A 22,287-nucleotide genomic window follows, 5' to 3' on the forward strand; every position below is an offset into this window, starting at 1 on the left:
AGATAAAAGGGGCCTGTACCGCAAACCGACACAGGTAGGCGAGGAGAGAATCCTAAGGTGTGCGAGAGAACTCTGGTTAAGGAACTCGGCAAAATGACCCCGTAACTTCGGGAGAAGGGGTGCTTTCTTAACGGAAAGCCGCAGTGAATAGGCCCAAGCGACTGTTTAGCAAAAACACAGCTCTCTGCGAAGCCGTAAGGCGAAGTATAGGGGGTGACACCTGCCCGGTGCTGGAAGGTTAAGGAGAGGGGTTAGCGTAAGCGAAGCTCTGAACTGAAGCCCCAGTAAACGGCGGCCGTAACTATAACGGTCCTAAGGTAGCGAAATTCCTTGTCGGGTAAGTTCCGACCCGCACGAAAGGTGTAACGATTTGGGCACTGTCTCAACCAGAGACTCGGTGAAATTATAGTACCTGTGAAGATGCAGGTTACCCGCGACAGGACGGAAAGACCCCGTGGAGCTTTACTGTAGCCTGATATTGAATTTTGGTACAGTTTGTACAGGATAGGCGGGAGCCATTGAAACCGGAGCGCTAGCTTCGGTGGAGGCGCTGGTGGGATACCGCCCTGACTGTATTGAAATTCTAACCTACGGGTCTTATCGACCCGGGAGACAGTGTCAGGTGGGCAGTTTGACTGGGGCGGTCGCCTCCTAAAGTGTAACGGAGGCGCCCAAAGGTTCCCTCAGAATGGTTGGAAATCATTCGTAGAGTGCAAAGGCATAAGGGAGCTTGACTGCGAGACCTACAAGTCGAGCAGGGACGAAAGTCGGGCTTAGTGATCCGGTGGTTCCGCATGGAAGGGCCATCGCTCAACGGATAAAAGCTACCCCGGGGATAACAGGCTTATCTCCCCCAAGAGTCCACATCGACGGGGAGGTTTGGCACCTCGATGTCGGCTCATCGCATCCTGGGGCTGTAGTCGGTCCCAAGGGTTGGGCTGTTCGCCCATTAAAGCGGTACGCGAGCTGGGTTCAGAACGTCGTGAGACAGTTCGGTCCCTATCCGTCGTGGGCGTAGGAAATTTGAGAGGAGCTGTCCTTAGTACGAGAGGACCGGGATGGACGCACCGCTGGTGTACCAGTTGTTCTGCCAAGGGCATAGCTGGGTAGCTATGTGCGGAAGGGATAAGTGCTGAAAGCATCTAAGCATGAAGCCCCCCTCAAGATGAGATTTCCCATAGCGTAAGCTAGTAAGATCCCTGAAAGATGATCAGGTTGATAGGTTCGAGGTGGAAGCATGGTGACATGTGGAGCTGACGAATACTAATAGATCGAGGACTTAACCATATAATATGTAGCGATGTTATCTAGTTTTGAGAGAACATAAAAAACTTGTTGACTTTTAAAGTGAATAAGTTATAATAATGATTGTCTCAAAAGAATAATGTCTGGTAATGATGGCAGAGAGGTCACACCCGTTCCCATACCGAACACGGAAGTTAAGCTCTCTAGCGCCGATGGTAGTTGGGACCTTGTCCCTGTGAGAGTAGGACGTTGCCAGGCAATATTATTCCGCAGTAGCTCAGCGGTAGAGCTATCGGCTGTTAACCGATCGGTCGTAGGTTCGATTCCTACCTGCGGAGCCATTGGAGAGCTGTCCGAGTTGGCCGAAGGAGCACGATTGGAAATCGTGTATACGTCACAAGCGTATCAAGGGTTCGAATCCCTTGCTCTCCGCCATAGGATTTATAATATTTGGCCCGTTGGTCAAGTGGTTAAGACACCGCCCTTTCACGGCGGTAACACGGGTTCGAATCCCGTACGGGTCACCACTTTTGGAGGATTAGCTCAGCTGGGAGAGCACCTGCCTTACAAGCAGGGGGTCGGCGGTTCGATCCCGTCATCCTCCACCATATAAACTATATGAATAATATTATCGCGGGGTGGAGCAGCACGGTAGCTCGTCGGGCTCATAACCCGAAGGTCGCAGGTTCAAATCCTGTCCCCGCAACCAAATGGTCCCGTGGTGTAGTGGTTAACATGCCTGCCTGTCACGCAGGAGATCGCCGGTTCGACCCCGGTCGGGACCGCCATTTTAATAAGGCTCGGTAGCTCAGTCGGTAGAGCAGAGGACTGAAAATCCTCGTGTCGGCGGTTCGATTCCGTCCCGAGCCACCATTTGTTTTAATAAAATACGCCGGCTTAGCTCAATTGGTAGAGCAACTGACTTGTAATCAGTAGGTTGGGGGTTCAAGTCCTCTAGCCGGCACCATGTAAGTTTCGGAGGGGTAGCGAAGTGGCTAAACGCGGCGGACTGTAAATCCGCTCCTTCGGGTTCGGCAGTTCGAATCTGCCCCCCTCCACCATTTACATAGGGGCATAGTTTAAAGGTAGAACTGAGGTCTCCAAAACCTCCAGTGTGGGTTCGATTCCTACTGCCCCTGCCAAATATATTTACACAACATGGCGGTTGTGGCGAAGTGGTTAACGCACCGGATTGTGGCTCCGGCATTCGTGGGTTCGATTCCCATCAGTCGCCCCATTTTTATTTTAAAAATTATAAATAATCTAATTGATACTTACATATAATTAAGTAAGAATTCGATGGGCTATAGCCAAGCGGTAAGGCAACGGACTTTGACTCCGTCATGCGCTGGTTCGAATCCAGCTAGCCCAGCCATTTTTGCGGAAGTAGTTCAGTGGTAGAATACAACCTTGCCAAGGTTGGGGTCGCGGGTTCGAATCCCGTCTTCCGCTCCAATGAAATTTAATATGGCGGCATAGCCAAGTGGTAAGGCAGAGGTCTGCAAAACCTTTATCACCGGTTCAAATCCGGTTGCCGCCTTTTCTTTTGTGCCGATGTGGCGGAATTGGCAGACGCGCACGACTCAAAATCGTGTTCCTTCGGGAGTGTCGGTTCGACCCCGACCATCGGTATCATGAACGGCGTAATAAAAATCTCTATACTAATTGTATAGAGATTTTTTGTGTTTTCATTACACGAAAAAGAAACAATAAGAGAATAAAAATAAACATTCATTTTTATTCTCTTAATTACATTATCCTATAAAATATCAGCAGAATATTGTATATACAATATTCTCTTTAAGCACTCTAGAGAGAACTTCTCCAGCCCGGTGACATGAAGTTAAATCCGACACCGCCAGTAGATATTAGCACATGATCAGCTGTTAATTTTGTAATTTCTAAAAACTTCTTTTCAAACTTTTCTCTGTTGTATTTGTACATAGTTGAGTGGCACGACCACATGTGCGTTGAAGTACTCAACCAGTCCCCTAATTCCTTTAATTCAGGAAACGACTCAAATTGAATTGGTTTATCTAATTTCATGAATCTCACTTGATAGATAGTTGGGTTTAGCTTTTCTTCTATCCCTTTAAGCACATGTGCTTTTTTCTCATTTGAATGTGTCATAATAATTCTCCCCCATTATCATTTCAAATTTTTTCCTATTTTAATTATACAGCAATAGGAAGTAACAAAGGGAATATTATGGAAATTGTTATCGACGATGTAAAAAACTCTAACAGAAATGGTAGAGTTTTTTTGCTAAATTATGTTATGTGATTCTAAAATTCGTGATAAATGTAGGAATTCATGTATAATATAACTTGTCGAAAGAACAAAATGATAATGATTTATATTATGTCTGTAATATGAATCAAAAATGAACTTTTTATATTTCTTTTAAAAATGTGTTGAACACACATTATATTTCATATTAATATTTTTATGTAGATTTAAAACGGGAAAGAGAGTGGAAAGTATGGGTCGTAAATGGAATAATATTAAAGATAAAAAAGCATCAAAAGATGCAAATACAAGCCGTATATACGCGAAATTTGGACGTGAAATTTATGTGGCAGCAAAACAAGGTGAGCCAGATCCAGAATCAAACCAAGCGCTTAGAGTCGTATTAGAGCGTGCGAAAACATACAATGTGCCAAGAACAATTATTGATCGTGCAGTGGAAAAAGCAAAAGGCGGTTCAGAGGAAAATTATGACGAGCTTCGTTATGAAGGATTTGGGCCAAATGGAGCTATGGTTATTGTAGATACACTTACAAATAACGTAAACCGTACTGCAGCAGATGTACGAGCTGCCTTTAGCAAAAACAGTGGTAACATGGGTGTAAACGGTTCTGTAGCTTACATGTTTGATGCGACAGCTGTTATCGGTCTTGAAGGTAAAACATCAGATGAAGTTCTTGAAATTTTAATGGAAGCAGATGTAGATGCACGTGACATTCTTGAAGAAGAAGATGCTGTTATCGTGTATGCTGAACCTGATCAATTCCATTCTGTACAATCTGCACTTAAAGATGCTGGTGTTGAAGAATTCACAGTTGCAGAATTAACAATGCTTGCACAAAGTGATGTAGAACTTCCTGAAGATGCTCAAGTACAATTTGAAAAAATGGTTGATGCATTAGAAGATCTAGAAGATGTGCAACAAGTTTACCACAACGTAGACTTAGGAGAATAATTCGATAGAAGCCCCCTGTTCGTTTAACGGATAAGGGGCTTTTTTTATGCGGTTAATTAAGTTGATGAATTAGTAAAGGGATTTTGTTGTAGACAGGGAATATGCTTATAGGGATATATGAAATAATCATTATTTCTAGGAGGTTTAATATGGAACATAAAACACCAAAGCATATCGTTGCCGTAGCAGGCTATTTAACAAATGAAACAGGTGAAGTGTTATTGGCTAAAGTACATTGGCGAGCAGATACGTGGGAGTTGCCAGGTGGACAAGTGGAAGAAGGAGAAGCGCTTGATCAAGCAGTTTGTAGGGAAATGTTTGAGGAGACGGGTTTAACTGTGAAGCCGCTTGGAGTTACAGGTGTTTACTATAATGCTTCTATGCATATTTTATCTGTTGTTTTTAAAGTCGCATATGTGAGCGGTGAAATACAAATTCAGCCTGAAGAAATACAAGAGGCTAAATTTGTTGCTTTAAATGAAGAGAACATAGATGAGTACATAACGCGTCCTCATATGAAATCCAGAACGCTTGATGCGATAAGAGCAACACATTTTATTCCATACGAAACGTGGGAAGTGCAGCCGTATAATTTAATAGGTAGATTGTAAAGAAAAGAGTAGCTGGTTTGAGATACAATCAAATCACTACTCTTTTTTGTATACTGTTTAAGAAAAAGGTCAAAATAATAATAGTGCTAGTATTGATTTCGAGAACGTTTGTTCTGTATAATGTATGATATATTGTATACATTTAGATTACTAGATACTTACAAATATATATATTTGTAGATGATATAATGAAAATAGGATGTTTTAATAGGGTCGTATAGGATTAAGGTATACTCTGTTATTGGTTTAGCATAATCTATATTCAATATTTTAGATGAATAGTAGATAAAAAAAGACTGTGATACAATACTTTTTTATACCTTACAATGATGTAAGGTACGTGTAAGAGAAATCGATGGGATGTTTTTTTACAACAAGGTATTCTTAAAGTAAGAGTTATACGCTGTGTGGAAAAGAGGTGTTCAAGATGAAAGAACGAGTATTATCTAGGGTGAACTATCATCAAAAAATTGCATTAAATCCAATGACTAAATTCTTTTATAAAGCCATTATTTTATTATTATTGTTAAGTTGTACGTTATTATTCGTTGGAAATGTGATGATCGAGCAAAGTGATATTAGTAAATTACATGTACCGGCTAAGTTAGAGGTGCCAGAATCATTAACACATGCATTTATTGCAACAGAAGATAAAAGGTTTTATCATCATAACGGTTTAGATTATATAGCGATTGTCAGAGCGTCTGTTGAGAATATAAAAGCTGGTGGTGTTGTGCAAGGAGGAAGCACAATTACACAGCAATTATCCAAAAATGCTTTTTTAACGAATGAACGTACATTTTCTCGTAAGTGGAAAGAAATTTTTTACACGAAAAAAATTGAACGCACATTTACGAAGGATGAAATTTTAAAATTGTATGTAAGTAATATTTATTACGGAGAAGGAGCATGGGGAATTGAAAAGGCAGCAAACCTTTACTTCGGTAAAAAGGTGAGCCAATTAACGTTGGCTGAAAGTGCAATGATGGCTGCTGTAGTAAAGGCACCAGCTTATTACTCACCTGCACAAAATTACGATAAAGCAGTTGAGAGAAGGAATGTAGTTTTGAGGTTAATGGAGAAAGAAGGCTATATCAATCATGATGAGTATGTGCAAGCAGTTAGTGAGAAATTAGTAATCCGTCATGATATAAAAACAGAGCAGTCGATGTTAAAGAATGCACGTGAAAAGGCAGTAAGCTAAGGGAAGTTCCTACATAGGAGCTTCTTTTTTTGAATAAATTGTGACAATTTGTGACACAATATCGTCACAAATGTTGTATTTTTGTAATTTATGTGAGCGTGTTCATTGCGTGATATATGTAAGTATTGATATTATGTGTATTGTGTACAATGCTGTATACAGAATATGAATTTAAAGAGGAATGTATATGAAATCATCGAACAAACTCATGGCTCTTGGTATAGTTTTTTCCATTGCAGTATTGATTGTAATCGGAACGATTGCGTATAGCATCATAAATGACAAAAAAGATAAAGGGAATGAGATGTTTGCTTATTCCACACAACAATCTTTAGGGAAAGATGATGCTCCGGTTAAGGTAGTTGAATTTGGAGACTTCAAATGTCCTGCTTGTCGTACTTGGGATGTAACAGTATTACCACGATTAAAAGAAGAGTATATAGATAAAGGTAAAGTGCAGTTATATTTTATTAACTTCCCATTTATCGGAAAAGACTCTGATTTAGGTGCAGCAGCTGGTGAAGCAATTTATAAGCAAGATAAAGATTCATTCTGGATTTTCTATGATGAGATTTATCAAAGTCAAAAGAAAGACACGGAAGAATGGATTACAGAAGAATTACTTCTTAATATTGTGAAAGAAAAGCTTCCGAAAGTTGATGTAGAGCAATTTAAAAAAGATTTACATAGTAAAGAAATGAAAGAAAAAGTACGTAAAGATTCAGATCGTGCTCAAAAATTAAAAGTACAAGGCGCTCCTTCAGTATATATAAATGGAAATCTTGCAAATCCCGATTTCGATAGTATGAAGAAAGCAATTGATAAAGAATTGAAAAAGTGATGAGATACTCATCACTTTTTCGACTTTTTTCGATAAAATTCTTGCTTCCGCTTTTTTTACATGCTATACTACTTTACATAAGTTATTCTAATATCTTATATTTATTTCATATTTGCGGGTGTAGTTTAGTGGTAAAACAAGAGCCTTCCAAGCTCTGGTCGAGAGTTCGATTCTCTTCACCCGCTCCAAATTTTATTTAATGTTTTTCTATAAATTGTGATCAACGCAGTGTTTCGTTTCCGAGATAAACGAGGCATTGCGTTTTTTAATGTTTGAAAAGCATGATTGTATGCGAAAATAGAAGTAAAGAATAGTATTCCAAAAGAGAATTGCTAACCAATATAGTCGTTACATAAGGGATGAATTCATCTGAGGAGGCGATTAGGAATGGATTTTGAACAATTAAAGCAAGATGTCATTGCGTATAGTAAAACAATTGGTATAGATAAAATAGGCTTTGCTAGTGCTTCACCATTTGAGGAATTAAAGCAGCGTTTAATCCAGCAGCAACAATTAAATTATCAATCTGGATTTGAAGAGCCTGATATAGAAAAGAGAACGAACCCACAGCTTTTACTGCCTGGTGCGAAATCAATTATTGCGATTGCGTTAGCGTATCCTTCAAAATTAAAAAATGCACCATTAAGTAAGCGTGGAGAACGCCGCGGGATTTTTTGTCGTGCTTCTTGGGGACAAGATTATCATCTTGTTTTACGAGATCGTTTGCAAAAATTAGAAGCATATTTAATCGAAAAACTTCCCGATATAGAAGTTAAGTCAATGGTTGATACGGGTGAATTAAGTGATCGAGCTGTTTCGGAGCGTGCCGGTATTGGATGGAGCGGTAAGAATTGCGCTATTATTACACCTGAATTTGGTTCGTATGTATATTTAGGAGAAATGATTACAAACGTTCCATTTCCACCCGACCAGCCAATAGAAGATCAATGTGGAAGCTGTACAAAATGTATTGATATTTGTCCTACAGGTGCTTTAATACAAGGAGGACAGTTAGATTCGAAGAAATGTATAGCATTTTTAACACAGACGAAAGGATTCCTACCGGAAGAATATCGCGACAAAATAGGAAATCGTATTTATGGATGCGATACGTGTCAGACTGTTTGTCCGAAAAATAAAGGAATGGATTTTCATAATCACCCTGAGATGGAACCAGATCCTGAGTTAGTTAAGCCGTTATTAACACCACTTTTAACAATTAGCAATCGTGATTTTAAAGAGAAATATGGAATTATGTCTGGTTCATGGAGAGGTAAAAAGCCGTTGCAACGTAATGCGATTTTGGCACTTGCACATTTTAAAGAAGCATCAGCAATTCCAGATTTAATAGGCGTTATGAAAGATGATCCAAGACCAGTACTTCGCGGAACAGCAGCGTGGGCACTTGGGAAAATTGGTGGAGACGGCGTGGGCGAAGCTATTGAAAAAGCGATGCAACGTGAGAAAGACGAAGAGGTTCTTCATGAAATGAATCGCGGACTTGAATTGTTAGCGCAGAAAAAAGAGTAGATAATATCTCCCTTTTTCATATTGTAATATGGGAGGGAGACGAAATGGCTGTAAAAATAAATATTGAAAAGCAGGTACAACAATTTTTAGCATATATAACAGAGAAACGAACAAGTGTAGATGGTATTGCTGCAGATTTATTACAAATAGCACTGAGAAAGAAACAATTGTTTCAAAAGCGTAATGCACATATAGTGAAAGCAACTGCGGACGTTTCTTTCATAAGACAATTAAATAATAGCAATCATAAAGAAGTTGATTATCAAATACATTTTAAATATTTAATTAAGCATAAGGAATTATTTTACATCGAAGAGGAACAATTAAAACGAAGAGTTTGTTTAAATAATAGTCGGGTAATAGGTGATTATGCTATTGAAGTGCCAGAAGCAGTTGGAATGGGTGAGACATTAGAAAGGGAAATTACAAAGGAGAAGTATGGTTCTTATCAGTATAATCGTTTAGAGGCAGTTAAATATGCGGAACGTTGGTGGGATGATCGAAACCCTGTATATCGTAATTTCCCTGATAATTGTACGAATTTTATTTCTCAATGTCTTCATACTGGAGAAGTACCAATGAATGGATATCCTAATATTCGTAAAGGATGGTGGCAAAGGGAGAATCAGTGGAGTTGGAGCTGGGCTGTCGCACACTCTTTTTATTGGTATTTGTCAGGTGCTACAACGGGGCTTCGAGCAGAAGCAGTAGAAAGACCAGAGGACCTTATTCTTGGTGATGTCATCGCTTATGATTTCGAGGATGATGGTAGGTGGAATCATACGACGATTGTAGTAGCGAAAGATGCGGATGGTATGCCACTTGTAAACGCACATTCAGCGAATAGCCGTCAGCGTTATTGGAACTATGAAGATTCTAGTAAATATACACCACAAATGAAATATAAATTCTTTCATATTATTAATGGGTAGAGATTTTTCGCTCAAGTGGTATAATACGTAGTAGACAAAAAACAGAGGTGAATATCGCGTGGGAGTACATGTTGTTTTATATCAACCAGAAATTCCAGCAAATACAGGGAATATTGCTCGTACTTGTGCAGCAACTGGAACAGAATTACATTTGATTAGACCGCTTGGATTTTCAACGGATGATAAAATGTTAAAGCGTGCAGGATTAGATTATTGGCAGCACGTGAAAATTACGTATTATGATTCAATTGAAGAATTTTATGAGAAAAATAAAGACGGTGAATTCTTCTATTTAACAAAGTATGGCGAGAAGGCTCATACAGCGTTTGATTATAGTAAACGTGAGAAGGATTACTACTTTGTATTTGGAAGAGAAACAAACGGTTTACCAGCTAATGTAATCGAAGAAAACTTCGATCATTGTTTACGTATTCCAATGACTGATAAAGTGCGCTCATTAAATTTATCTAATACAGCAGCTATTTTAATTTATGAAGCGTTCCGTCAACAAAATTATCCAGGATTAGATTTAGAAATTGTTTATTAAAAGTCGCCATATGGCGACTTTTTTTCTAAAAATAAAAATAAATATGTAATCATACATTTAAAAAAGGGGACATATTCATATAGAATGGGATATATGAATAAAAATAGATCAGACAGGTTGAGATAAATATGAAGGAACAATATAGTAATCAAAATACCTTTTTAAGTATGATAGATATGGATTTAATAAGAAGAGGATTATTACATGCTATTCAAGATTTAGTATTTATTGTGAAAGTTATTGATGATGAAACCTTTAAATATATTTATGTAAATAAGTTAGGTATGGATTATGCGAAGCTAAGTGAAGAATGTTATGGAAAAACTTTTGCAGAAGTATTACCGAAAGATACGGCGGAAATATTGCAAGTGCAATATGCAAAAGTAGCGAGCGAAGCGAAAGCGCATACCTTTTGTGATGTAGTTAGTTTACCAAAGGGTGAGATACATTATGAATCTTCACTTAATCCTGTATTTGACGAAGAAGGTGTATGTCAGTTTATTATTTGTATTACGAGGGATATTACAGCTCAAATTGAGGAGAAGATTGAGATAGAGGAAAAACAAATGTTATTTAAGTCATTACTAGAATATAATAATGACTCTATTATATCTATAGATTCTATAGGGAAAATTACATATGCAAATCCAGCAACGTATGAAATATTTGGATACCGATATGAAGAATTAAATAATAAATCTATTTTTGAATTTATTAATAAAGAATATGAAAAAGATTTTCAAATTATATTTAAAGGGGCTATGCAAGGAAGAGCAAAGCAAATTGTTTCAAAGAAATATGTTCATAAAGAAGGGTACGAGCTCTATATTTCTTTGAGAACTATTCCAATTATTGTGAATGGTGAAATTGTTGGGGTTTATATTGTTACGAGGGATGTTACAAGGCAAGTATTAAATGAGATGAGAACGGAATATTTAGCTTACTATGATCAGTTAACAGGATTAATGAATAGAATTTCATGTACAAATAAGTTAAATAATTTCTTAAATGAGAAGATAGATTTTGCGTTTATCTTTATAGATTTAGATGAATTTCATCTTATTAACGATACGTTTGGTCATAAAGAAGGAGATAAAGTATTACAAAAAGTTACAGAATGTTTAAGCAGTCTCCAAATAGACGGTATGCATTTATTTAGAGAACACGATGATCAATTTGTTATGTTAATAGAAAATATAACGAAAGAACGTGTAAAGGTAGTTGCAAAAAGCATACAAAAAAAGATTAGCGAACATTTTGTAATTGAAGAAGAGGACGTGTATTTAAGTGCGTCAATCGGAATTGTAATGGCTCCAACAGATGGAGAAGATGAAAAAATATTATTCCAAAGAGTTGATGCTGCTTTGGAAAAAGCGAAAGAAAAAGGAAAAGGACATTATCATTTTTATTGTAGTGGATTAGATTGTGAGCGTGAACAAAGATTTATAATAGAAAACCAATTACATCGTGCTATAGAAAAAAATGAATTCTTCTTATATTATCAGCCGCAAATGAATATTGAAACGAAAAAAATAGCCAGTATGGAGGCTTTAATAAGATGGGAGAATAAAGAATTAGGATTTGTCTATCCCAATCAATTTATTCCGCTAGCAGAAAGAACAGGATTTATTATTAAGCTTGATGAATGGGTAGTAAATGAAGTGTGTCAGCAAATACGTGAATGGTTAAATAAAGGATATGAAGTTGTCCCAGTTGCAGTTAATATTTCAGCTAGGCACTTTCGCTCTATTACATTAATAGAAATGATTACACGTGCTTTACATAAGTACAACGTACCAGCTCATCTATTAGCGATAGAGGTTACCGAAGGAGCCCTTATACATAAAGACATATCGAAAAGAGTATTGCTACAATTAAAAGAACAAAATTTAAAGATTCATTTAGATGATTTTGGGACGGGATATTCATCTTTAAGTTATTTAAAAACGTATCCAATTGATACTTTGAAAATCGATCGTTCTTTTATGGAAGGTATACATGTAGATGAACGTGATACGAATATTACGGCTGCAATTATTCATTTAGCTCATACTTTGGAATTGAATGTAATTGCAGAAGGAGTAGAAAAAGCAGAACAAATACAATTTTTGAAGGAAAAGAATGTGAAATTTGTACAAGGTTATTATTATAGTAGACCGCTATCAAAATATGATGTGGAAAATACGTATTACAAATGATTGATAAAGAAAAAAGTGATGTGCTAAAAAGCACATCACTTTTTATGTGTACCTGGTTTATCATTGTAACCAGATGTAAAAATGGCTGTAAGAAATGTGAGTGATACACCTAAAATCAATAATAATTTCATACTAATATCCTCCTTACGTTTTCGGTTTATGAATCCTAATTATTATTCGAAATGTATGTAAGGTTCTTGGAAGAAAAGAATTTATTTATAATGAATAGCGGTGTAAAAACTTTAATACCTATATTATACAGAATTTTCTTTGAATTTTGGAGAGAATTTTATATGACTACTATATATTTCATTTTGATTTAAAGAATGTTTGAGGACATCCTAGCATACCTTTTATAATAATCCGATTGAACAAGGAGATGGGGGAGGAGCTATAATGGATATTCTTAAAAAAATTGAACAGCATCGAGAAGCAGAAGAACGCTTACAATGGGAAGGTACGTTTGCGGAGTATTTAGAGCTTGTGAAGGAAAGACCATGGGTGGCTCAAACAGCACACTCTCGCATTTACAATATGATAAAAGACGCTGGAATTGAAGAAGTTGATGGCAGAAGAAAGTATAATTTCTTTAGTAATCAGCTATTTGGATTAGAGGATGCTTTAGAACGCCTTGTAGAGGAATATTTTCATCCATCAGCAAAACGATTAGATGTTAGAAAACGTATTTTATTATTAATGGGTCCTGTTAGTGGAGGGAAATCAACATTAGTTACGATGTTGAAACGAGGATTAGAAACTTATTCAAGAACAGATCGCGGAGCAATCTTTGCAATTAAAGGTTGCCCAATGCATGAAGATCCACTTCATTTAATTCCGCATCATTTACGAGATGATTTCTTTGATGAGTATGGAGTCAGAATTGAAGGGAATCTATCACCACTAAATGTGATGCGTTTAGAACAAGAATATGGGTCAAGAATTGAGGATGTAGTTGTAGAGCGTATTTTCTTCTCGGAAGATCGCCGTACAGGGATTGGTACATTTAGTCCTTCAGATCCGAAGTCACAAGATATTGCTGACTTAACAGGTAGTCTTGACTTCTCTACAATTGCAGAATATGGTTCAGAATCAGATCCTCGAGCGTATCGCTTTGATGGAGAATTAAATAAGGCGAACCGAGGAATGATGGAATTCCAAGAGATGTTAAAATGTGATGAGAAATTTTTATGGCATTTATTATCTCTTACGCAAGAAGGGAATTTCAAAGCAGGAAGATTTGCGCTTATTTCAGCAGATGAATTAATCGTAGCGCATACGAACGAAACAGAGTATCGTTCCTTTATAGCAAATAAGAAAAATGAAGCATTACATTCGCGTATTATCGTAATGCCGGTCCCATACAATTTACGGGTTAGTGAAGAAGAACATATTTATGAAAAAATGATTCGTGAAAGTGACGTGTCCGATGTGCACATTGCACCGCACACACTTCGAGTTGCAGCAATGTTTACGATTTTAACTCGTTTAAAAGATCCGAAGCGTCCAGATATTGATTTAATTAAAAAGATGCGTTTGTATGATGGAGAAACGGTAGAAGGTTATAATGCGATTGATGTAGAGGAGCTGCAACGCGAATATCAAGATGAAGGTATGAAAGGTATTGATCCTCGTTACGTTATTAACCGAATTTCTTCTACAATTATTCGAAAAGAGGTACCGTCTATTAACGCCCTAGATGTGCTTAGATCGTTAAAAGATGGGTTGGATCAGCACCCATCGATTAGTAATGAAGACCGAGAGCGTTATATGAATTTCATTTCATTAGCGAGAAAAGAATACGATGAAATCGCGAAGAAAGAAGTACAAAAAGCGTTTGTTTATTCATACGAAGAATCCGCTAAGACACTTATGGATAATTACTTAGATAACGTTGAGGCGTACTGCAATAAGTCGAAGTTACGTGATCCGTTAACAGGAGAAGAAATGAGCCCAGATGAAAAATTAATGCGCTCGATTGAGGAGCAAATTGGAATCTCGGAAAATGCTAAAAAAGCATTCCGGGAAGAAATATTAATCCGCATCTCTGCTTATGCACGTAAAGGGAAACGCTTCGATTATAATTCGCACGAACGTCTTCGTGAAGCGATTCAGAAGAAGCTATTTGCTGATTTAAAAGATATAGTGAAAATTACAACATCAACGAAAACGCCAGACGAAAATCAGCTGAAGAAAATCAATGATGTTGTTGCACGTTTAATTGATGAACACGGCTATAATTCTTCTTCAGCAAATGAATTATTACGCTATGTAGGTAGCCTGCTAAATCGATAGTTTGATAACAAAACGCTGTCTCTTGTATTTTGCGGGACAGCGTTTTATTATCCGTTCATATGTGTAAAGTGTCATACCTTGTCCAAATATAATAAATTAAGATGCAATTTTATGAATTTATTGTCAATTATTTTTGCAATATGCATATGATAGAGTAACCAACCATTCATACGAAAAAAGCCAACACAATACAATATGTTGCAAAGTGAAAATGTGTGCAACAATGCATTGTGTTTCTTTCTTATCGACGGTTAAATGTCATTTCTATTATGTGAGTGGCAAAATTTTGTTTAGGATGCTCGGAGTATTATATGAAAAACGTTATATATGTTTATGGGATGATTTTCGATGGGCAGTTACCTTTCATTCTAGCTGGCACAGTATAAAACAAAATTTTTAGCTTGCTGTTCATATAGGAAGACAATTACAGTAAGGAGGGAAAGAAATGGGTGAAGAAAACCAACCAAATTATACGATTTCACAGGAAAACTGGTCCCTCCATCGCAAAGGATATGACGACCAACAACGCCATCAAGAAAAAGTACAAGAGGCAATTAAGAATAATTTACCCGATCTTGTAACAGAAGAAAGTATAGTGATGTCTAATGGTAAGGATGTTGTAAAAATACCGATTCGCTCTTTAGATGAATATAAGATTAGGTACAATTATGATAAAAACAAACATGTTGGGCAAGGAAACGGTGACAGCAAAGTTGGTGATGTCGTTGCGAGAGATGGATCAGGTGGTCAAAAACAAAAAGGACCAGGAAAAGGGCAAGGGGCAGGAGATTCAGCTGGAGAAGATTATTATGAAGCTGAAGTTTCTATTCTAGAATTAGAGCAAGCGTTTTTCAAAGAATTAGAATTACCTAATTTGAAGAGAAAAGAAATGGATGAAAATCGGATTGAACATGTTGAATTTAATGACATTAGAAAAACGGGATTATGGGGCAACATCGATAAGAAAAGAACGATGATATCCGCATATAAACGAAATGCGATGCGTGGTAAAGCATCCTTCCATCCAATTCATCAAGAAGATTTAAAGTTCCGCACTTGGAATGAAGTATTAAAGCCAGATTCTAAAGCGGTTGTATTAGCAATGATGGATACGAGTGGATCAATGGGAATATGGGAGAAATATATGGCACGCAGCTTCTTTTTCTGGATGACGAGATTCCTACGGACGAAGTATGAAACAGTAGATATTGAGTTTATTGCCCATCATACGGAGGCAAAAGTAGTTACAGAGGAAGAGTTTTTCTCAAAAGGAGAAAGTGGCGGAACAATATGTTCTTCTGTATACAAAAAAGCACTCGAGCTAATTGATAATAAATACTCACCAGACCGCTATAATATTTATCCATTCCATTTTTCAGACGGTGATAATTTAACATCAGATAATGCTAGATGTGTAAAGCTTGTTGAAGAGTTAATGAAGAAGTGTAATATGTTTGGATATGGGGAAGTGAATCAGTACAACCGCCATAGTACCCTCATGTCAGCCTATAAAAATATTAAAGATGAGAATTTCAGATATTATATTTTAAAGCAAAAAGCAGATGTATTCCATGCAATGAAGAGCTTCTTTAGAGAAGAAGCTGGAGAGAAAATGGCATAACCCCTTTAAAAAGGGGTTATTTTTTTGTAAACTTTTTATTTTCCTAGTTGACAATGAAAATGAAAATCATTATCATTTATTCGAGATATAATTACATTTAGATTTATATATTTTGGAGGAGATGTAAAGTTGAAAAAAAATAAAAGAAAACATATAAATGCGATGATTATAGCTGCGGCGTTATCACTTCCATTTGCTGCGTACTCAACGCCTGCTTTAGCAGCAGTAGCAATTGAGGTGAATAAAACTGGGCATGCTTTAGAAGATGGTACATATGATGCTGTTATTAAGGCGTATAAAGATAAAACGAATGAAGAGTCTATGGCAGCTGTTTATATAAAAAATCCTAAATTAACAATTGAGAAAGGAAAGAAAATTGTAACGGCAACGTTAAGTGATAGTGATTTCTTTCAATACTTGAAAACAGAGGATATTCATACTCCAGGTGTATTCCATGATGTAAAAGTAATATCAGAAGATAAAAAGAAAAATGGAACGAAAGTGATTCAGTTTGAAGTAGGAGAATTAGGGAAAAGGTATAATATGCAAATGCATATTTATATTCCGACAATGGCCTATGATAATAAGTATCAAGTGCAATTTGAAGTAAATACATTGAATTTAGAGAACAATGTTCCAGAAGAACAAAAGGAAAATAAAGAGGATAAAGTGGATCAACAAGATGCGAATGTAATAGTAGATAAGCAACTACAAAGGCATATTAATAAATATAACTTGAATAGAGAGAATCTAAATACTCCAATAACTAAGGAAGATTTATTAAAAGTTAAATCTTTAATAGTCGTTGAAGCCAAAAGTAAAGGAATAAAAGACGTAAGCGGCCTAGAACATATGAAGAACTTAGAAAGCTTAACGTTGGAAGAAGTTAAGTTGGAAAATATACAATTTATCTCGAACTTGAGGCAATTGAAATCATTAAGTATAACTTATGGTGAACTTAAAGATATTGGACCTTTGGCTGAGTTAGAGCATCTGGAGTTTTTAACTTTGAGAAACAATAAAATCTCAGATTTAAGCCCATTAAGCCAAATGAAGAAGGTTAAAATGCTAGATTTAAATAGTAATGATATAAAAGATATTAAACCATTATTTACAGTGAAATCTTTAAGGACTTTGACTGTAGCAAATAATCAAATTAGTAATGCAGGCCTTGAAGGAGTTCACCAATTAAAGAATTTAAAGACATTTGAAATAAGCAATAATGGATTGAGTAATGTTGAACATATTAATGGAATGAATAAATTAATTGAATTAGGGCTTTCCAAAAATGAATTAGTAGATCTTACGCCATTATCAAAATTATCAGGGTTACAGAAACTAAATCTAGAAGAAAACTATATTTCAGATATAACGCCACTTAGTCAATTAACAGGTTTATATGATTTAAAACTAGGTTCAAATGAAATTCGTGATGTTAGACCAGTTCAAGAACTAGGAAAAAGAATGTATATTGATATTCAAAGACAAAAAATCTTTTTAGATGATGTAGAAAAAGATAAGGAAGTTAAAATACCTATCTATAATTTACAAGGAGAGCCAATTGATATTATTCAATTGAATAGTGAAGATGGAATAGTTAATAATGGTTCTGTTAAATGGGGTACTACCGGTGAAAAAACATATGAATTTATATTGGATATAAAGCCAGAAGAGAATCGTATTAAGTTTAATGGAACAGTAATTCAAAATGTTGTTGAAAGGTTAGATGAAATAAAGGAAACAGTAAAAGAGGACCGGGAACAAAATGGAAATGTAATACTCGACAAGAGTTTACAACAACATATTAATCAAAAGAATTTTGGTAGAGAGAATCTAAATGCCCCTATAACAAAAGAAGATTTATTACAGATTAAAACATTAGAGATACTTAAAGAAAAAGGAAAAGAGATAAAAAATCTAACAGGTTTAGAGTACATGACGAACTTAGAAAAACTCACTTTAGAAGGAGTAGGGTTGAAAAATATCAAATTTATCTCGAACTTAGAAAAGTTGAACGATGTGAATGTATCTCATAATCAAATTGAAGATATAACACCACTATCTTCATTAAAAAATCTACAATGGTTAAATCTTGCGGACAATCATATTAAAGATGTATCGGTTCTTGGTTCCATGCTAGACTTACTTGGCTTACATTTAGCAGGAAATGAAGTTCGTGATGTAAGGCCGTTAATACAATTAGGTCAATGGGGAACAATTGATGTCAGAAGGCAAAAGGTCATTTTAGATGATGCAGAAATAAATAGGGAAGTTAAAATACCTGTATATGATTTAGAAGGAGAACGAATTGAAAAGATTACGTTAAAGAGTGCAGGTGGAATTCTTACTGATGATGGAATCATTTGGAGTACTCTAGGAGAAAAAATATATGAATTTGATTTAGATGCAGATCATTATGAGACTGGCATATTATATAGTGGCATCGTCATGCAGAATATAGTAGAAAAATTAATATCGACAGAAGAAGCGAAAGAACCAACAAAAGAAATTGAAGAAGCAAAAGAAGAAGCGAAAGAACCAACAAAAGAAATTGAAGAAGCAAAAGAAGAAGTAAAAGAGCTAACGAAAGAAATTGAAGAGGTAAAAGAAGAAGTAAAGGAACCAACAAAAGAAATTGAAGAAGCAAAAGAAGAAGTAAAAGAGCCAACGAAAGAAATTGAAGAGGTAAAAGAAGAAGTAAAAGAGCCAACGAAAGAAATTGAAGAGGTAAAAGAAGAAGTAAAAGAGCCAACGAAAGAAATTGAAGAGGTAAAAGAAGAAGTAAAAGAGCCAGTGAAAGAAGTTGAAGAGGTAAAAGAAGAAGTAAAAGAGCCAGTGAAAGAAGTTGAAGAGGTAAAAGAAGAAGTAAAAGAGCCAGTGAAAGAAGCTGAAAAAGTAAAAGAGGAGGAAGTAAGAGAGTCAACAAAAGGATTAGTAACTGGATTGAATCAAGAGCCAAAAGGGAATAATCAAGTTGTTGAAAACGAAGAGAGAAAAGCAGACAATTTAAATAAACAACATGCTAATAAGCAAGAGGAAGGTAAGAAATCTTTAGCATCAACAGGTGGTGAAGCTAGCACATCAACTTTACTTTCTGGAATAACACTTGTTCTTTCCGCACTAAGTATGTTCGTATTTAGAAAGAGATTATTTAAGAAATAAAAACGTTTTATCTTTTTATAATGTAAAATGATTATATAATTTTTTGAGAAGACATTATTATGGCGATTTCATTTTGAAATATGCTTATAATAATGTCTTTTTTGAAGGATATAAATGGGAAAAGTGTAAATGTATTAGAGAAGGAGGAGAGGTTATGTATGTTAGTACTATTTTAAAGGTTGAAGAGATTGCATCATTTATTGCAACTGTAAACAAAGATGCTATTCATCATGTCGGTTATTGTGGAGATGAGAAAGGGGAGTTGTTACATACAATTCTTCATGATTTTTCTGATATAGGTTGGGAAGGATCCTTTGTTGTTACTTATGAGGACAATAAAATAATTGGTGTATTAGGATTTGATGTGGATGAAGTAAAGAAATGTGCAGAAATATGGGGACCGTTTATTAAAGCAGAGAATTGGGAAGAAGTTGCTTTACATATGTGGAAGGAACTTATAGAAAAGGTGCCTTTTCATATTGAGGAACTTTATGGCTTTTATCATGTGGAAAATAATAATTGTGCCCGTTTAATGAAGAATTTACATGCAAAAGAACAAGGTCGACATAGTATTCTCATTTTAAATAATATTGTGGAGCAACGTATTATATGTAATGTAGAAGAGGCTTTACCACAAGTATTTGAGCAGTTTATCGATTTACACAATCATGTTTTTCCTAATACATATTATGAAGGAAATGAAATTATTGGACGTTTAAGTGATACGAATAAATTATTTGTAAGTATGAAGAATGAGAAGTTAGAAGGTTACGTATATGTGGAAGTAAATCCAGAGTTTCAAGAAGCGAATATCGAATTTATTGCAACCGCTGAAAATAGTAGAAGAAAAGGTGTCGGAGAGCGGTTATTACAAAAGGCAATTCAGTATATTTTCTCCTTCCAAGGAATGAAGGAGATAGAATTATGTTTGAATACGAATAATGATCGTGCAATGAAGTTGTACAAGAAAGTAGGATTTGAGGAGAAGTCATGTTTACAACACTATATAATAGAGTGAAAACCCATTCGTATGAAAATTATATTTCATACGAATGGGTTTTATTAATCTACTTTTCCCTCAGTTATTACGGATTTAGAAGTAATTTGAGGTGCTAATCGTTACATAATCTTTTTTATTTTTTGAGAGACTTCTTTCGTTTGCGAATTAAAATCTTCTTTTCGCAGCTCTTTAAAGAGCGAAGTAACCATAAGAACGACTACGATAGAAAATGGTAGTGCTGCGATTATTGCTGCAATTTGTAGTGCATTTAATCCTCCAGCTTGTAATAAAATAGCTGCAATTATCGCGATTGTTAATCCCCATATAAGTTTTAAGCTATTTTTCGGTGATAAGCTTCCGTTACTCGTTTGCATAGAAACAACAAATGTTGCTGAGTCGGCAGAAGTAACAAAGAATGTCGCTACTAAAATTAACCCGATAATTGTTAAAAATGTAGAGAATGGTAGGTGTGAAATAACAGCGAATAACCCAATCTCTGTACCATTTTTTGCAATTTCATCAGCTATTCCAAGTGATTGGAACATTTCCATATGGATAGCGGTACCGCCAAATACTGCAAACCAAAATGTACAGATAAGAGTTGGGACTAATACAACTCCAAAGATAAATTCTTTTATTGTGCGCCCTTTAGAAATACGGGCAATGAATGTACCGACGAATGGAGACCAAGAGATCCACCATCCCCAATAGAAAATAGTCCAGTTTTCAATCCAAGAAGAAGATTTTTCGTTAAATGCTCCTAAATTTAATCCCATACTAGGTAAAGCCCCAATATAAGAACCGAGTGTAGACGTGAAATATTTCATAATAAATACAGTTGGTCCTAAAAGTAAAAAGGAGACGAGTAAAATACCTGCAAGAGAGAAATTTAAGTTACTCAAATATTTAATCCCACGATCTAAGCCGGTTTGTGCACTTGTTAAATATAAAACAGCGAAGATGGCGATAAGTACGAGCTGTGTAAGTAAAGTATTATGAATAGAAGGGAATAAATAGCTTAATCCTCCGGCGATTTGTTGAGCGCCAATCCCAACAGATGGCACAATACCGAATACAGTGGCTAAAACAGCTAAAATATCGACTGTTTTTCCGATAGGAGAATTTTTCGATCGATTAAATAACGGAGTAACTGTAGCGCCAATTGTGCTACCTTTTTGTTTGCGGAATGTGAAATATGCAATTGTTAAAGCAACCATTGCGTATAGTGACCATGGAAAGAGGCCCCAGTGGAAAAATGAATATTGCATAGCGAGCTTGGCGCTTTCCTCTGTACCTGCTTTTCCTGTTAATGGATCTGTAAAATGTGAAATCGGTTCAGCGATTCCATAGAAGAGGAGTCCAATTCCCATTCCTGCTCCAAACAACATGGATAACCAAGATGGATAACTGTATTTTGGTTTTTCTCCATCTTTACCAAGACGAATAGAACCGTACTTAGAAAATGCTAAATACGTAGCTAAAATAATCATTGCGGTCATAAGTAGAGAGTAAAACCATCCAAATTTATTGAGGATAAATGAGTTTAAAGAAGATGTAACACTTTGTAAATCATAGCCTTGTATCCAACTTGCCGGGGTAATTCCCCATATGATGAATAATGTTGTTAGCAAGATGGAGATATAGAATACACTGTTTTCTTTTTTTATCATAGAATCCCACCCTTGTTTAATAAAGTTAACAATTATATTAACCATAACAATTAAAGGATTAATTGTCAAAAAATTCGATTTTTAAAATGTGTAAAAGGTAAGCTTAATCGCTTTAGATTCATAACTATTGGAGGTTAGATAAAGGTAAATTTGTTCACGATATGTACAAATTGTAGGAAGAAATAATATGAAATATTGCATTTTATATTGTTGTATCCAGATTTTATGTTAA

At 35.8% G+C, this 22,287-nt stretch carries 14 protein-coding genes, 16 tRNA genes and 2 rRNA genes (1 of these 32 cut by a window edge); 30 read left to right on the plus strand and 2 right to left on the minus strand.

Going from position 1 to position 22,287, the window contains the following annotated elements; genetic code table 11:
- The 17 genes from ATN06_RS02745 to ATN06_RS02825 form a co-directional block, all read left to right on the plus strand.
- Positions 1-1,287, plus strand: a 23S ribosomal RNA gene (locus tag ATN06_RS02745) (it extends 1,635 nt beyond the left edge of the window).
- A 100-nt stretch (positions 1,288-1,387) separates the two neighbouring features.
- Positions 1,388-1,503 (plus strand): 5S ribosomal RNA (rrf, locus tag ATN06_RS02750).
- Between the two features lie 8 nt (positions 1,504-1,511).
- Positions 1,512-1,586 (plus strand) — tRNA-Asn (locus ATN06_RS02755).
- A 2-nt stretch (positions 1,587-1,588) separates the two neighbouring features.
- A tRNA-Ser gene (locus ATN06_RS02760) sits at positions 1,589-1,680 on the plus strand.
- 17 nt (positions 1,681-1,697) lie between these two features.
- A tRNA-Glu gene (locus tag ATN06_RS02765) sits at positions 1,698-1,772 on the plus strand.
- Between the two features lie 5 nt (positions 1,773-1,777).
- A tRNA-Val gene (locus ATN06_RS02770) sits at positions 1,778-1,853 on the plus strand.
- A gap of 24 nt (positions 1,854-1,877) precedes the next feature.
- Positions 1,878-1,954: transfer RNA gene (locus ATN06_RS02775), tRNA-Met, on the plus strand.
- 3 nt (positions 1,955-1,957) lie between these two features.
- A tRNA-Asp gene (locus tag ATN06_RS02780) sits at positions 1,958-2,033 on the plus strand.
- A 9-nt stretch (positions 2,034-2,042) separates the two neighbouring features.
- A tRNA-Phe gene (locus tag ATN06_RS02785) sits at positions 2,043-2,118 on the plus strand.
- 18 nt (positions 2,119-2,136) lie between these two features.
- Positions 2,137-2,212: transfer RNA gene (locus tag ATN06_RS02790), tRNA-Thr, on the plus strand.
- A 10-nt stretch (positions 2,213-2,222) separates the two neighbouring features.
- A tRNA-Tyr gene (locus ATN06_RS02795) sits at positions 2,223-2,306 on the plus strand.
- A 7-nt stretch (positions 2,307-2,313) separates the two neighbouring features.
- Positions 2,314-2,387, plus strand: a tRNA-Trp gene (locus tag ATN06_RS02800).
- Positions 2,388-2,406: 19 nt separating this feature from the next.
- Positions 2,407-2,482: transfer RNA gene (locus ATN06_RS02805), tRNA-His, on the plus strand.
- 63 nt (positions 2,483-2,545) lie between these two features.
- Positions 2,546-2,620 (plus strand) — tRNA-Gln (locus tag ATN06_RS02810).
- A gap of 5 nt (positions 2,621-2,625) precedes the next feature.
- Positions 2,626-2,700: transfer RNA gene (locus ATN06_RS02815), tRNA-Gly, on the plus strand.
- Positions 2,701-2,714: 14 nt separating this feature from the next.
- Positions 2,715-2,785: transfer RNA gene (locus ATN06_RS02820), tRNA-Cys, on the plus strand.
- Positions 2,786-2,795: 10 nt separating this feature from the next.
- Positions 2,796-2,877: transfer RNA gene (locus tag ATN06_RS02825), tRNA-Leu, on the plus strand.
- A 177-nt stretch (positions 2,878-3,054) separates the two neighbouring features.
- Here ATN06_RS02825 and ATN06_RS02830 read toward each other — a convergent pair.
- Positions 3,055-3,375, minus strand: a complete 321-nt coding sequence (locus ATN06_RS02830) for a DUF3884 family protein (protein ID WP_060629449.1) — start codon at positions 3,373-3,375, stop codon at positions 3,055-3,057.
- 352 nt (positions 3,376-3,727) lie between these two features.
- Here ATN06_RS02830 and ATN06_RS02835 point away from each other — a divergent pair, with 352 nt between their 5' ends.
- The 13 genes from ATN06_RS02835 (at position 3,728) to ATN06_RS02905 (ending at position 20,403) form a co-directional block, all read left to right on the plus strand.
- The gene (locus ATN06_RS02835) at positions 3,728-4,447 is read left to right on the plus strand and encodes a YebC/PmpR family DNA-binding transcriptional regulator (protein ID WP_060629450.1); all 720 of its coding nucleotides are present in this window, start codon (positions 3,728-3,730) and stop codon (positions 4,445-4,447) included.
- A gap of 149 nt (positions 4,448-4,596) precedes the next feature.
- Entirely contained in the window at positions 4,597-5,058 is a 462-nt protein-coding gene (locus ATN06_RS02840) for an NUDIX hydrolase (RefSeq protein ID WP_060629451.1), read from the plus strand.
- Between the two features lie 427 nt (positions 5,059-5,485).
- Positions 5,486-6,262: a transglycosylase domain-containing protein gene (locus ATN06_RS02845; protein ID WP_060629452.1), complete on the plus strand. Its 777-nt coding sequence runs from the start codon at positions 5,486-5,488 to the stop codon at positions 6,260-6,262.
- 187 nt (positions 6,263-6,449) lie between these two features.
- Positions 6,450-7,103: a DsbA family protein gene (locus ATN06_RS02850; RefSeq protein ID WP_060629453.1), complete on the plus strand. Its 654-nt coding sequence runs from the start codon at positions 6,450-6,452 to the stop codon at positions 7,101-7,103.
- 114 nt (positions 7,104-7,217) lie between these two features.
- Positions 7,218-7,291, plus strand: a tRNA-Gly gene (locus tag ATN06_RS02855).
- Positions 7,292-7,490: 199 nt separating this feature from the next.
- Positions 7,491-8,633 (plus strand): tRNA epoxyqueuosine(34) reductase QueG, encoded by a 1,143-nt coding sequence (gene queG / locus ATN06_RS02860; RefSeq protein WP_060629454.1) that lies wholly within the window; start codon positions 7,491-7,493, stop codon positions 8,631-8,633.
- A gap of 44 nt (positions 8,634-8,677) precedes the next feature.
- Positions 8,678-9,565 carry an amidase domain-containing protein gene (locus ATN06_RS02865; protein WP_060629455.1) on the plus strand — a complete coding sequence of 296 codons (888 nt, stop codon included), beginning with the start codon at positions 8,678-8,680 and terminating at the stop codon, positions 9,563-9,565.
- Between the two features lie 58 nt (positions 9,566-9,623).
- A complete protein-coding gene (gene trmL, locus ATN06_RS02870; protein WP_000538147.1) occupies positions 9,624-10,112 on the plus strand; it encodes a tRNA (uridine(34)/cytosine(34)/5-carboxymethylaminomethyluridine(34)-2'-O)-methyltransferase TrmL in 489 nt (162 codons plus the stop codon).
- A gap of 128 nt (positions 10,113-10,240) precedes the next feature.
- Entirely contained in the window at positions 10,241-12,310 is a 2,070-nt protein-coding gene (locus ATN06_RS02875) for a sensor domain-containing protein (RefSeq protein WP_060629456.1), read from the plus strand.
- Positions 12,311-12,706: 396 nt separating this feature from the next.
- Positions 12,707-14,602 (plus strand): PrkA family serine protein kinase, encoded by a 1,896-nt coding sequence (locus tag ATN06_RS02885; protein WP_000353280.1) that lies wholly within the window; start codon positions 12,707-12,709, stop codon positions 14,600-14,602.
- 445 nt (positions 14,603-15,047) lie between these two features.
- Positions 15,048-16,223, plus strand: coding sequence for a sporulation protein YhbH (gene yhbH / locus ATN06_RS02895; protein ID WP_060629457.1), 1,176 nt, complete (start codon positions 15,048-15,050; stop codon positions 16,221-16,223).
- Between the two features lie 129 nt (positions 16,224-16,352).
- On the plus strand, positions 16,353-19,385 hold the full coding sequence (locus ATN06_RS02900) for an NEAT domain-containing protein (RefSeq protein WP_088116300.1): 3,033 nt from the start codon (positions 16,353-16,355) through the stop codon (positions 19,383-19,385).
- A 154-nt stretch (positions 19,386-19,539) separates the two neighbouring features.
- Positions 19,540-20,403, plus strand: a complete 864-nt coding sequence (locus ATN06_RS02905) for a GNAT family N-acetyltransferase (RefSeq protein ID WP_060629458.1) — start codon at positions 19,540-19,542, stop codon at positions 20,401-20,403.
- 101 nt (positions 20,404-20,504) lie between these two features.
- Here ATN06_RS02905 and opuD read toward each other — a convergent pair whose 3' ends face one another.
- Positions 20,505-22,055: a glycine betaine transporter OpuD gene (gene opuD / locus ATN06_RS02910; protein ID WP_060629459.1), complete on the minus strand. Its 1,551-nt coding sequence runs from the start codon at positions 22,053-22,055 to the stop codon at positions 20,505-20,507.
- Positions 22,056-22,287: the final 232 nt, after the last annotated feature.

The organism is Bacillus thuringiensis, assembly GCF_001455345.1.
GTDB lineage: Bacteria > Bacillota > Bacilli > Bacillales > Bacillaceae_G > Bacillus_A > Bacillus_A thuringiensis_N.

Coding starts and splice junctions, on each gene's coding strand:
- ATN06_RS02865 (WP_060629455.1), top strand. CDS start 8,678: ATGGCTGTAAAAATAAATATTGAAAAGCAGGTACAACAATTTTTAGCA.
- yhbH (WP_060629457.1), top strand. CDS start 15,048: ATGGGTGAAGAAAACCAACCAAATTATACGATTTCACAGGAAAACTGG.
- ATN06_RS02840 (WP_060629451.1), top strand. CDS start 4,597: ATGGAACATAAAACACCAAAGCATATCGTTGCCGTAGCAGGCTATTTA.
- ATN06_RS02845 (WP_060629452.1), top strand. CDS start 5,486: ATGAAAGAACGAGTATTATCTAGGGTGAACTATCATCAAAAAATTGCA.
- ATN06_RS02905 (WP_060629458.1), top strand. CDS start 19,540: ATGTATGTTAGTACTATTTTAAAGGTTGAAGAGATTGCATCATTTATT.
- ATN06_RS02830 (WP_060629449.1), bottom strand. CDS start 3,375: ATGACACATTCAAATGAGAAAAAAGCACATGTGCTTAAAGGGATAGAA.
- queG (WP_060629454.1), top strand. CDS start 7,491: ATGGATTTTGAACAATTAAAGCAAGATGTCATTGCGTATAGTAAAACA.
- ATN06_RS02835 (WP_060629450.1), top strand. CDS start 3,728: ATGGGTCGTAAATGGAATAATATTAAAGATAAAAAAGCATCAAAAGAT.
- opuD (WP_060629459.1), bottom strand. CDS start 22,055: ATGATAAAAAAAGAAAACAGTGTATTCTATATCTCCATCTTGCTAACA.
- ATN06_RS02875 (WP_060629456.1), top strand. CDS start 10,241: ATGAAGGAACAATATAGTAATCAAAATACCTTTTTAAGTATGATAGAT.
- ATN06_RS02885 (WP_000353280.1), top strand. CDS start 12,707: ATGGATATTCTTAAAAAAATTGAACAGCATCGAGAAGCAGAAGAACGC.
- ATN06_RS02850 (WP_060629453.1), top strand. CDS start 6,450: ATGAAATCATCGAACAAACTCATGGCTCTTGGTATAGTTTTTTCCATT.